Annotated in this window: 7 protein-coding genes; 2 read left to right on the top strand and 5 right to left on the bottom strand. The window is 71.2% G+C overall.

Annotated elements, in window-relative coordinates; genetic code table 11:
• Positions 1 to 59 precede the first annotated feature (59 nt).
• Positions 60 to 1,097: a TrmB family transcriptional regulator gene (locus tag ABT053_RS09435; RefSeq protein ID WP_350968443.1), complete on the bottom strand. Its 1,038-nt coding sequence runs from the start codon at positions 1,095 to 1,097 to the stop codon at positions 60 to 62.
• 91 nt (positions 1,098 to 1,188) lie between these two features.
• Between ABT053_RS09435 and ABT053_RS09430 the strand changes: the two genes are divergently transcribed.
• Positions 1,189 to 4,530 carry a S8 family peptidase gene (locus ABT053_RS09430; RefSeq protein ID WP_350968442.1) on the top strand — a complete coding sequence of 1,114 codons (3,342 nt, stop codon included), beginning with the start codon at positions 1,189 to 1,191 and terminating at the stop codon, positions 4,528 to 4,530.
• 132 nt (positions 4,531 to 4,662) lie between these two features.
• Here ABT053_RS09430 and ABT053_RS09425 read toward each other — a convergent pair whose 3' ends face one another.
• Positions 4,663 to 5,289: a transcriptional regulator gene (locus ABT053_RS09425; protein ID WP_350968441.1), complete on the bottom strand. Its 627-nt coding sequence runs from the start codon at positions 5,287 to 5,289 to the stop codon at positions 4,663 to 4,665.
• A 17-nt stretch (positions 5,290 to 5,306) separates the two neighbouring features.
• Between ABT053_RS09425 and ABT053_RS09420 the strand changes: the two genes are divergently transcribed.
• A complete protein-coding gene (locus ABT053_RS09420) occupies positions 5,307 to 7,139 on the top strand; it encodes a pyruvate, phosphate dikinase (RefSeq protein ID WP_350968439.1) in 1,833 nt (610 codons plus the stop codon).
• 244 nt (positions 7,140 to 7,383) lie between these two features.
• On the opposite strand, the gene ABT053_RS09415 is transcribed toward ABT053_RS09420, so the two are convergent.
• The 3 genes from ABT053_RS09415 to ABT053_RS09405 form a co-directional block, all read right to left on the bottom strand.
• Positions 7,384 to 8,046, bottom strand: coding sequence for a hemerythrin domain-containing protein (locus ABT053_RS09415; RefSeq protein WP_350968438.1), 663 nt, complete (start codon positions 8,044 to 8,046; stop codon positions 7,384 to 7,386).
• Between the two features lie 1,943 nt (positions 8,047 to 9,989).
• Positions 9,990 to 10,415, bottom strand: coding sequence for a hypothetical protein (locus ABT053_RS09410; protein WP_350968437.1), 426 nt, complete (start codon positions 10,413 to 10,415; stop codon positions 9,990 to 9,992).
• Positions 10,416 to 10,901: 486 nt separating this feature from the next.
• A complete protein-coding gene (locus ABT053_RS09405) occupies positions 10,902 to 12,176 on the bottom strand; it encodes an esterase-like activity of phytase family protein (RefSeq protein WP_350968436.1) in 1,275 nt (424 codons plus the stop codon).
• Positions 12,177 to 12,258: the final 82 nt, after the last annotated feature.

The raw sequence follows: 12,258 nt of genomic DNA, 5'->3' as shown, positions 1-12,258 counted from the left end.
AACCTGGAAGGTCGAGAGCCTGAGAAGGCCCTCCCCGGGAAACCTCCGCTCCAGGAAGGTCACACGAGGCCCCGGCGGCTGGCCTGGGCGCCCGCCTGGAAGCGGGTCTCGGCGTTCAGCTCGTCCAGGAGGTGGCGCAGGCGGCGGCGGAGGCTGCGCGGGCTGGTGCCGAGCTGGCGGGCGATGGCGTCGTCCTTGAGCCCGGTCGAGAGCAGCGTCAGGAGCCGGCGGTCCTCCGGGTCGAGCTCCGCCCACTCCCTCTCCTCGCCCCGGTTCTCCTCGTCCCGGCAGGGTCCGCCGGCCGGCTCCGGGGCGCCGTCGCGGGACGCGGGCTGCGGGTAGATGGGAAGCGCCTCCTGCCACAGGCGTTCGAACAGCTCGACCAGGGCCACCACCATGGTCGACCCCTTGATCAGCACGCCGCGCGTCAGCGGCAGGTCCATGTGCAGCGGCATGACCGCCTGCCGCCGGTCGACGAGCGCCATCTTGAACGGCAGCTCGGGCAGGACCCGCGCCTCCTCGCCCGCCTTGACCAGGCTGCCCACCTCGTCGAGCGCCCCCGCGTGGTCGAACGCCTCGGGCACGTAGATGGTCCGGTAGCGGACGCCCTTGCGGAGCAGGCCGGTCTGCACCGGGTTGTGATAGTCCAGCACGTACGGGGGCCGGTCGAAGGTCAGCACCTCCTCCTTGGCCTCCTGCTGCAGCCGGACGTACGACCTGGCCTGCTCCTCCGGCCCCGCCAGGACCTCGAACGGGCCGCCCTCCTCCAGGTCCTGGCCCGCGGTGCGGAAGGTCTCCTCCAGCTGGTCGGCCGTGTCGGTGAGCCGGTCGAGGTTGCTCTGCATGCCGCGTACCAGCGAGCGGATGGCGGTCCCCGGGTTCGTCGCCGTCCAGCGGGGCGACCGTCCCCACAGGCGGCTGACCAGGCCCTTGGCGCGGAGCCTGGTCAGCGACGTCTGGATGCGCCCGGAGCTCTCCCCGCTCCTCATGACGAGTTCCCGCACCGTGATGCCGGGGCAGGCGAGCACCTCCCGGTAGATCCGTTCGTCGAACGCGCCGATCCCCACGACCGCCAGTGCCGGACCGTCATCAAGCATGCGTACGAGCTTGGCCATTTTCGGCAGTTGCCGCAATAGGCCACATGAATCACCTTGTCACCAAAATTCGCATACCGTTAGAAATCGGAACGTGCTTCAGAGAACCGTCCTTATCGGCAGTGTGGTAGCGGCCCTGGTAGCGGCCGCCACGCCGGTCCAGGCGTCCCCCACCCCCACTCCCACCCCCAGGGCCTCGGCCTCCACCCCCCAGGCCGGGCAGGCCGCCGCGAAGGCCGGACCGCCCAAGACGATCACTCTCATCACCGGCGACAAGGTCACGCTCCGCTCGCTCCCCGGCAAGCGGACCCAGCTCGACGTCGAGCCGGGTCCCGGCCGGGAAAAGATCAACTTCGTGCACCGCCGGGCCGGGGAGGGGCTGAGCATCGTCCCCGTGGACGCGATGCCCCTTCTGGCCGCGGGCAGGCTGGACCCCCGGCTGTTCGACGTCACCCGGCTCGCCGAACTCGGCTACGACGACGCCGCCAGCCCGGCGCTCCCGCTCATCGTGACGTACCCCCGCCAGACCGACGTCGCCGCGCTGCGCGTCGCGGGCGGGCGCCCGCTGCCCGCGGTCAACGGCATCGCCCGGAGCGAGCCCCGCGCCGCCGCCGGCACGCTCTGGAAGTCTCTGCAGGAGCCCGGGCAGGCCAGAGCGGCCGCCGGTCCCGAGAAGATCTGGCTGGACGGCGAGGCCAGGCTGTCCCTCGACGTCAGCGTCCCGCGCATCGGCGCGCCCAAGGCCTGGGAGGCCGGTCACACCGGCAAGGACGTCACCGTCGCGGTGCTCGACAGCGGCTACGACCCCGACCACCCCGACCTGCGGGGCCTGGTCACCAAGACCGAGAACTTCACCGCCGAGCCCGACGTCCGCGACCTCAACGGCCACGGCACCCACGTCGCCTCCACGATCGCCGGATCCGGCGCCGCCTCCGGAGGTAAGTACAAGGGTGTCGCCCCCGGCGCGAAGCTGCTGATCGGCAAGGTCTGCGAGCAGAGCGGAAACTGCCCGGACTCCGGCATCATCGAGGCCATGACCTGGGCGGCGGAGAACGGCGCCCGCGTCGCCAACCTCAGCCTCGGCGGCCCCGACATCCCCGGCGTCGACCCGCTGGAGCAGGCCGTCAACACGCTCTCGGAGCGGTACGGCACGCTGTTCGTCATCGCGTCGGGCAACGAAGGCCCCCAGACGCTCGGCTCGCCGAGCAGCGCGGACCACGCGCTCTCGGTCGGCGCCTCCCACCGCGACGCCGACACGGTCGCCCAGTTCAGCAGCACCGGCCCGCGCGTCGGCGACGCCGCGGTCAAGCCCGACCTGATCGCGCCCGGCGTGGGCATCGTCGCGGCCAGGGCCGGGGGCAGCTCGGCGGACGACTCGTACACGGAGATGAGCGGCACGTCCATGGCCACCCCGCACGTGACGGGAGCGGCGGCGATCGTCGCGGGCCTGCATCCCGAGTGGAAGGCCGGTCAGATCAAGGCGGCGCTGATGGCCTCCACCGCGCCCGGCGACGAGCTCGGCGCCTACGTCCAGGGCTCCGGCCGCGTGGACGTCGCCCGCGCCGTCGGCCAGAAGGTCACGGCCGAGCCCGCCTCGCTGAGCCTGGGCGAGATCGAGCTGCCCGCCTCCGCGCCCAGGAAGGGCACGCTCACCTACCGCAACGACGGCGACGCCGCCGTACGGCTGGACCTGAGCGTGAAGGCCAAGGACGGCCGGGGGGAGACGGTGACGCCGTTCAAGCTCGGCGCCACCACGGTGGAGATCCCCGCGCACGGCACCGCGCGGGTCGAGGTGACCGCCGAGCCGGGCGCGATCGGCACGTACAGCGGCACGGTCATCGCCGCCAACGCCGAGGTCTCCGTGCGCACCGGCATCGGCATGCGGGTCGAGCCGGAGAAGCGCGGGCTCAGGCTGACCTTCACCGGCTCGGACGGCAGGCCCGCGCGGAACTCCTTCGCCGGGCTGATCGACCTCGACACCAAGGAGCAGGTCAACTATGACGTCTCCGGCGGCACGCTGGACCTCAGGCTGCAGAAGGGACGCCGCTACACGATCGTCTCCCTCATGCTCGACCACGACGGCACCCTGGTGATGTCCGCGGAGCCGGAGTTCACCCTCGACGCCGACCGCACCGTCACCGCCGACGCCCGCGAGGCCAAGCCGGTGGACGTACGCACCGAGGAGCCGACCGCGCGGCTGGCCATCGGCCTGCTCGGCATGCTGCAGCTCGCCGACGGCGTCCAGCCCATGGGCGTGGACATCGAGCTGGCGGACAGATGGGGCGCGGACCGGATCGAGGGCGTCAAGGCCATCCCCACGACCCGCACCGCGAGCAAGAAGTTCGCCTTCTACCGCTGGACGCAGTGGGCCAAGCCGAAGGGCGACGGCACCTACAACGACAGCCCGTACTTCTACCACCTGATGAAGGCCGAGCCGCGCATCCCCGCCGACCCCGGCTACCGCCCGCGCGGCCGCGACCTCGCCAAGGTCACCTCCACGTACGCCGCCCAGAACGACGCCAAGTTCGGCGAGCACTTCGCCCTGCCCGTGCTGTACGGGACGGAGCTGGCCTGGATGCCGTACGGCGACGTGTCCCGCTTCCCCCTCCCGTTCCGGCGGACCGAGTACTACACGCCCGGCGACACCGGCTGGTACCCGTCCTTCATCCAGTACAAGGCGCTGGACGTCTGGGACAACGTCGACCAGTTCTTCTTCGGCCAGACCACCGTCTACCGCGCCGGGCAGAAGACCTCCGACCGCTGGAACACCGGCGTCTTCGCGGCGGGGCTCAACCCCGGCGGGGACTACTCCTGGCGCGAGGAGAACGTGCTGCAGTTCTCCACCGGGCTGTTCGAGGACAGCGTGCCCGGGCGCATCTCCTACGGCGACTACCGCACCCCGCAGGCCAGGCTCCACCGCGACGGCAAGGAGATCTACAGCGACACCTACGTGCCCGGCACCATCGAGGTGCCCGCCGACAAGAAGGAGAGCGAGTACCGGCTCACCGTGACCGCCGACCGCGACCCGGCCATGACCAAGTACTCCACGAAGGTCAGCGCCGAGTGGCGGTTCAGGTCCAGGACCCCCGAGCGGGGCGAGCGGACGACGCTTCCGCTGATGGTCGTCAGGATGAGCCCGGAGCTGGACGACCGCAATCGCGCGGGCACGGGCCACACACGCGTCCCGCTGCGGGTCCAGCGCCAGGCGGGCTCACCCGGCCTCAAGGTGAGCAGGCTCTCCGCGGAGATCTCCTACGACGACGGCCGCACCTGGTGGCCCACGCTGGTGCTCCCGACCGGCGAGGGCACCTGGTCCGCCGAGACCTGGAACCCGGTCGGCGCACGCGGCAAATTCGCCTCGCTGCGCGTGAAGGCCGTCGACACCGGCGGCAACGCCTTCACCGAGACCGTCATCAGGGCGTACGGGATCGGGTGAGCTGACGGGACCCCGTCGCGTCTTCCCGACGCGGCGGGGTTCTCGTCGTACCCGGCGGGTTCGGGGACCGGCGTCACCTGGCGTGTCGTCGGCGCGGGGAGGGAAACCCCGGACGGGCCGGGACGGAACGGCTCAGTGCCGCGGGATGCCCAGGGTGACGAGCAGGTCCTCGTGCAGCTGGAACCACACGGTGTGGTAGGACTCCAGGTCGTCCGACACGTAGTCCAGCGCCCCGGACCCGGCGTGGGTGAGCGCGGTGGTGAGCCTGGTCCGATACCGCCTGAACCGGAGCATCGACGCGAACAGGTCCGCGCAGGCGCCGTCGGCCCGCCGGTCGAGGTCCGCGAACCGGGCCAGGAGCCGTGAGTCGTAGGCGGGGTCGGTGTGGTCGTTCGGCACCGATACACCGTCGACGGATCGCAGCTGCCACGCCGTGCAGAGATCGAGCAGCTCCGGGTTGAGCACGAGGAAGCCGTCGTAGGCCCTGGACACCGTGGCCCGGGTGCCCGCCGCGTCCAGCTCGGCGGAGATCCGCTCGGCGTCCGCGGCGACACCGGCCTCGGTGAGCCCCCAGCCGCCGAAGTCACCCGAGGCGTGCGTGACGAGGCCGGCCACCGCGAGATCGATCAGCTCGGACTCGACGTCGGACTCGGGGAGCCCCATCGTCCGGGCCACGCGGGGAAGGCCGGCGAACCCGATGCAGCGAAGCGTGTGGAGCGTCAACAGGTCGATACTGGTCGCATAGGGCGGGTTCGGCACGCCGATATGCTACATGGATGGCCTGGATTCACCCGGTTTCCGCAGAGGTCGAGGAGACCGCGAGCGTCCTCGGCGGCAAGGGGTACGGCCTCGTCGTGCTGCGCCGTCTCGGCGTGCCGGTGCCCCCCGGGTTCGTCATCGGCACCGCGGCCTGTCGTGCCTTCCTCCGTGACGGGGAGTTTCCCGGCGGCCTCGACGCCGAGCTGGCGGCCGCCGTCTCCGACCTCGAAGCCGCCACGCGACGGCGCCTCGGCGACCCCGGCCGGCCACTGGCGGTGTCGGTCCGCTCGGGCGGCAGCGTGTCGATGCCCGGCATGATGAACACGATCCTCAACCTCGGGCTCACCGCCGAGACCACGGCGGGGCTGGCGGCCGAGACCGGCGACCCGCGGTTCGCGCTCGACTCCCGCCTGCGGTTCCTGTCCAGCTTCGCCTCGGCGGTCTTCGGCACGGAACCGGAACGCCTGGAAGCCGTCGCCCGCGAGGCGGCCGAGCACGGCGTCGCGAACGGGATCGGGAACTCGGCCGGGAACGGCGTCCCGAACGGGACCGGGAACGAGGCCGCGAACGGAGCTGAGAACGGAGCCGAGAACCAGGCCGCGAACGGGGCCGGGCGTGCGGTCGTGCGCGAGGCCGGGAGCGATTCCAGGGGCGGGGCCGGGAGCGATCCCGGGGGCCGGGCCGGGGGCGAGGCCGGGGGCGATTCCGTGAGCGAGGAGACGCGCCTCGCGTACGCGATCCGGGGGGTCGAGGCCCTCATCCGCGAACGATCCGGCGCGCCGGTGCCGGACGACGCGACGGGGCAGCTGGAACCGGCCGTCAGGGCCGTGTTCTCGTCGTGGGACACGCCGCGCGCCAGGACCTACCGCGAGCTGCACGACATCCCGCACGAGCTCGGCACGGCCGTCGTCGTGCAGGCCATGGTGTTCGGGAACCGCGACGACCACAGCGGCAGCGGTGTCGCGTTCAGCCGCGACCCCAACACCGGCGAGAGGGTTCCGTTCGGCGAGGTCCTGTTCGGCCGCCAGGGCGAGGACGTCGTCTCCGGGAGGTCGGTGACCCGGCCGCTGACCGAGCTGGCCGAACGGGAGCCTGTCGTGTGGGCCGGTCTCCTGGAGGCGATGAGCCGGATCGAGGGGCACTACCGCGACACCTGCTACGTGGAGTTCACCTTCGAGGCGGGTGAGCTGTGGGTCCTGCAGGTGCGGCCCGGCAACCTCGTCGGGCGCGCCGCCGTCCGCGTCGCGGTGGACCTGGCCGACGAGGGCGTCATCGGCCGCGGCGAGGCGCTGCTCCGGGTCTCCCCGCACCATCTTCGCCACGCTCGTACGCCCCGGGTCGAGACGGCCGACGCGGGTGACGTCCTCACCCGGGGGCTGGGCGCCTGCCCGGGGGTCGCGGTCGGCAGGGTGGCGACCACCGCCGACAGGGCCGCGCGGATGGCCGCCGAAGGCCCGGTCATCCTGGTGCGCCCGCACACCTCCCCGCTCGACATGCACGGCCTGGCCGCCGCGGCGGGGGTCGTCACCGCCAGCGGCGGACCGGCCAGCCACGCCGCCGTCGTCGCGAGGGCGATGGGCAAACCGGCCGTCGTGGGGGCCGCGGACCTCACGGTCGACGTCGCCGCCGCCCTCGTCCGAGCCGGTGGGCGCACCTTCCCCGAAGGCACGCTCATCACCATCGACGGGACCGGCGGAGAGGTCCTCGTCGGCGGCCACCGCGTCGCCACGGCCACGACCGACTCCCACCTGCGCCGCCTGCTCGCGTGGGCCGACGAGGTCTCGGGCGACGACTCGGACCGCGACGAGACGGAACGCCTCATGGCGGCCCGCGCGGTCCTGCCGCACTGAAACGACCCGGGGCCGGCGGCGACACTCCCCGGCCTGTTCCGCGTGTCCCGCGGCTCCCGCGTCTTTCGCGACTCCCGCGTGTTCTACGTGTTCCACGTGTTCCACGTGTTCCACGTCAGGAGCGAGGCGCGCGCGTCCCGCGACTCGTGCGTTCCGTAACTCCGCACGTTCGGCGACTCCCGCGACTTCCGGCGGGGAGCTCGTCGGGTGGCCCCCGCAGGTCGGTTCGTCAGGCCGGCCGGGCTCACGCCGCCAGCGGTCCTCGGAGGCGCGACACCTGCTTGGCGTACTGGCGGCGGCCGACGGTCCTCCACAGCAGCCGGGCGACGAACGGCAACTTGCCGAGGAAGAACCCGCGCTCCTCCTGGTCGGCCTCCTCCAGGATCGCGCCCATCGAGATCAGCAGCTTCTTCTTGGGGATCTGCTCCACCGCGCGTGCGCCGACGGCCTCCCACTCGGCGACCGACATGTGCTCGGCGACGAGCGCCAGCACGTACCGCTCCTCGTCGTCCAGATGCTCGACCAGGGCGGCGCGGTGCTCCTCCATCGCGATCGCGAGTTTCTCACCGGCCCCCTTCGAGGCGGTGAGCCGCCACTCAGGCAGTACCTCGGCGATCCGGGTCAGGGTCTCGGAGATCCGGTCGTGCTGGTCCTCCATCCGCACCACCATGTCCTTCTCCAGACGGACCCGCGACAGCAGCAGCGGCCACACCAGCTCGTCCTCGGCGCTGTGGTGGTGGTGCAGGCCCTCGGCGTAGTCGAGGTAGTGCTCGGCGATCTCGGCCGCGCGGGCCGTGTCGCCTTCGGGCACCGCTCGGACGAACCTGGGCATCAAACCGGACTCTCGCCGGAAGACGCGGTGGACTACCACCATCTCGTGGGTGTACGGGCGGTCTGTGACATTCATCGCAAGCATCTTTCGTCCTTTGCCAGGGGCGGCGGACCAAGTCTGCGAGAACCGTCTTGGAACCGACTTGCCGTGCTCTTGGAAAGGGATGCCGCCCGGCGGACGAGTCATGGACCCGCGCCGGTACGGCCACCGCGTGGTCTCCGGGTTCCACCCCGGACAGATCACCACGGTGGCCGTGCCGACCGGTTACGGCCGCGCCGTCATCGGGCCTCGTGACGGCGCGGTCCGGTGCCGTACGGGTTCCGCCCGCGCGAGGTCGTGCCCGTATCGAAGCGGCGCGCGTCCTGTCCCGTACGGGTCACGGAAGCACGCCGCCTCGCCACGCGCTACACGCATCCGACGCTTCCTGACACGTGGAGAACGTCGACGGCGCTGACCGGACCGGGGAGACAGAAGGGTCCGGGGACGCCGACGGGAGCGACGGGAAAGCCGACAGGCATGATCGGAAGAACGACAGGGGCGACGGCGCACATGGAAAGGACCAGGGAACCGGCCGCGGTGCAGTCCGGAGAGCTGGGCGGAGTCGCGAGCGTTCCCGGTCCGGGAGGTCCTGCCGGTCCCGGAGGCCCTGCCGGTCCTGCCGGTCCCGCGGGCCCGGCGGGTCCCGCCGGTCCTGCCGACCCGTCCGCTCCCGGAGGTCCTTCCAGTCCCACCCCGTCCGCTCCCGCTGGTCCCGCGGGTCCGGGAGGTCCCGCGGGTCCTGCGGGTCCGGCCAGGCTTACCCCGTCCGCTCCCGCGGGCCCCGCCGGTCCGGGTGGTCCCGCGGGTCCTGCGGGTCCTGCGGGTCCTACTCCGTCTGCTCCGTCTGCTCCTGCGGGTCCCGCCGGTCCAGGAGGTCCTGCCGGTCCGGGTGGTCCGGCCAGGCCCACTCCGTCCGCTCCCGCCGGTCCTGCCGGTCCGGGAGGGCCTGCCGGTCCCGCGGGTCCGGGAGGTCCAGGAGGTCCGGGTGGTCCTGCGGGTCCCGCCGGTCCCGCGGGCCCTGCCGGTCCTGACGGTCCGGCGGTGGTCCTGTTGGGGACTCCGGTGGACGGGACGGGCACGCGGACGGGGAGGGCGATCACCGCGTCATCGTCGTCGTCATCCCGGTCTCGGTCCCGCGCCCGGTCTCGGTCCCGGTCGTCGTTCCTGCCGCACCCGTCCCCGCCGCGACCGCCGCGACCACCGGGGCAGTCGCAGTTACGGGCCCCGGGGCATCGGCAGGGGCGGCACGGGCGAAGAAGGGGTTTCTCGCCAGGGTGTGCGGATTGTCGAAGGCGGGCCTTGCCGCCGGCCCCCCCGGTGTCGCTGTAGGGGGCGAGGTCGAGAAGGTTCGTTCCCCCGGTGGCGTTCGCCGGTGCCTGATTCGACGAAATCATCAGAATTCCGGCCATCGCTGCGACGGCCAGAGCGCCGGTGCGCCTGCCGGAAAGGGACGGCACCCATCTGCTATTACGAGGAAGCACGTTATTTCCCCATATCATTGCTAATTGTGAAATTAGTTGAATCTGTCATGCGGTCACAGAAGTGACGGCGGACAGGAGATACCCGAGGCTTATGTAGATAACGCGCTGCCATAGTTCGGGAAGAGCAAATAAACAGTGTTGTGAAGGAAAACCTGTGCCTCATCTATGATTTGGTAGTATTTGTAATGATTATTCATCCATGGCGTTCAAGGGATGATTTCAGAAGGCCCGCGAAGAGGGGGCGGAGGCGGGCCGCAGGGAGGGGATGAGTTGATGGGTGCCGTACCGGTGTGCACCGGTACGGCACATGCGTTTCCTTCTCCGGCCCGACGGCCCGACGGCCCCCGCTCCGGTCCGCTCGGCCTCGGCCTCGGCCTCGGCCTCGGCCTCGTCCTTCCGCCTCGCGTCGTGTCGCCTTGCCTCGCCTCGCCTTGCCTCGCGTCGCCTCGCCTCGCCTCGCGTCGTGTCACGGCCGGGACGCGGATCCGCCCGTCAGGCTCACTTCTCGCGAACGATGATCTCCGGGAACGACGGGTCCTGCTGGAGTTCCCGCATCATCCGCTCGGAACGGGTGAGGCGCTCGCGCCCGGCGGGTGCCGCGTTCTCGCCCCTGCGTCCGCGGGAGCGGTCGTAGGGACGGTCCTGGTGGCGCTGCGGCCTTCCCCGCCACCGGTCGGAGGGCCTCGTCTCGTGCCCGCGATGCGCGCGGCGGGAGGGGTCGGGGCGGCCGGAGGGCCGGTCGCCGGAAGTGCTGTCGGCATTCAGCCGTGAGATCGAGCCGAGCACCCGGTCCTGCCCGATGGTGGCGCTGGCCGGTACCTGGTTCGACGTCATGAGGATGCCGGCGACTGCCGCGATGGCGAGGACGCCCACCTGCCTGCCGGGGTTCGCCCCCGGTGTCCGTTCGCTCTTTCGAGGAATCACGTTATTTCCCCATCTCATTCCTGGTTCCGAAAACATCTGATATCCCTCACTGCCCCATAAGTGGCAGCAGGTAGGAGATACCCCTCGGACCATGAGATAGCGCATTGAAACGGTTGCGGCAGAGCAAATAAATGGCGCCGTGAGGACTAATGAGGTCTTATCTATTGCTATTTGCTGTTTTGTCGTAATTATTCGTGCGGTGATGGGCGGAGACATCCGGAATTCCACCGGGCCGGATCACGCCAGGAGCGTGCCAGACCCGGCACCGGCATCTCCGGGACGAGCCACCCCGGAACGAGAGCCGGACCTCGGGAAAAGACGAGCCCTCGGGAAAGGGGTGAGCCTTCGGGAAAGGGGCGAGCCTTCGGGAAAGGGGCGAGCCTTCGGGAAGGGACGAGCCCTCGGAAAGGGACGAGCCCTCCCTCCCGGCAAGGGAGGAAGGGCTCGCGGAGAGCGAGGGAGAAGGAAGACTCCCCGGCGTCACGGTCACAGATAGACGCGGATGTCCGCCTGGAGCGGGCGCGACAGGCGCACGGTGATGAACTCGTTGTTGTCGGGCTTGCCCGGGGTACGGCCGGAGGAGGACGGGAAGTTGTTGTCGTCCAGCACGCCCAGGGTCCGGTCGTCGAGGATCACGACGTCCTCGATGGTCTGGAACGGGAAGCGGAAGGTCTCCCCGAACCCGCCCAGGCCGCGCGGGTTGGCCAGGTCGAGCAGGTCGGCGACGAGGGTCTTGCGCAGGTCCGCGTGGCGGGTGTCCACCATGTAGATGCGCTTCGTCCTGGCCGCGTCCCCCTGGAGGTTGTCGCGCTCGATGACGAGGAACCGGTACCGGTCGACCGCGATCATGTCGCCGATCGCGTTGTCGGGGCTCTCCAGCCGGTAGGTCCAGCGCTTGCCGGTGTAGGCCCGCCTGCGCAGGTCGAACTCGTTCATCCGCAGCGTCCCGGCCTCGTCGCCGGTCACCGTGCCCTCGAGCAGCGGGTACAGCGTGCGGCCGTCGACCGAGCGCGCCATGCCCTCGAAGCCCTTGCTCCGCCCCAGGTTCGGCTGCTCGCCGTTGAGGCCGGGGTTCTCCGGGGCCTTCACGCCGGGCAGCGGGATCGGAGCGTCGAGCAGCCTGCCCGAGGAGGAGAAGTGCAGCAGGAACGGGCCGAACTCGTCCCCGATCCAGTAGGTACCGTCGATGGTCCGGACGATCGACTCCACGTCGAAGTCGGCGCCGGTCAGCTTCCGGTCCGGCCGGGTCAGCGGCCAGGTGACGCGCCTGTCGGGGTCGCTCAGGTTGAACCCGCCCAGCACCGACACCTTCTCGCGGCGGAAGTCGGGCTTCACCCGGTGCACCCGCAGCAGGAAGTCGGCGCTGTTGTCCTTGGCGCCGAAGCCGTTGTCGGACAGCACGTCGAAGGTGCCGTCGTGCCGCCGCACGATGCCGCTGAAGCCCTGCACGGGCTGCCCGGCGAACGGCGGGGTCACCCCGTTGACGGGAGCCGTGCCGAGCTGGGACCCCGACGGCTCGCTGCCGGGGACGAAGGTCAGCGCGGGCAGGGAGGCGAACCCGGTGAGCGTGGCACGCCCGAATCCGGAGTGACCGGAGCCGGGGTGACCGGTGCCGGGGTGACCGAAACCCGTCCGCTGTGAATCCGCCTGCTGGGTCCCGGTGCCGTCGGAGGTGGGCTGCCCGGGGTCGGCCACCGCCGGTGCGGACACCGCCAGTGCCAGCACGGCCGCGCCGATGGTGATCGTCATGCGTCGTCTCATGGCGGCACGCTAGGGAGCCCGCGTGAACGGCCGGTGTTGCGCCGCGGGCCGTACAGCGAAAACAAGATGCGGACCGTACGAA

The organism is Streptosporangium sp. NPDC002524 (genome assembly GCF_040295985.1).
Classification (GTDB): domain Bacteria; phylum Actinomycetota; class Actinomycetes; order Streptosporangiales; family Streptosporangiaceae; genus Streptosporangium.
The sequence above is the reverse complement of the archived record's forward strand: the minus strand, read 5'-3'. Positions and strand labels throughout refer to the sequence as shown.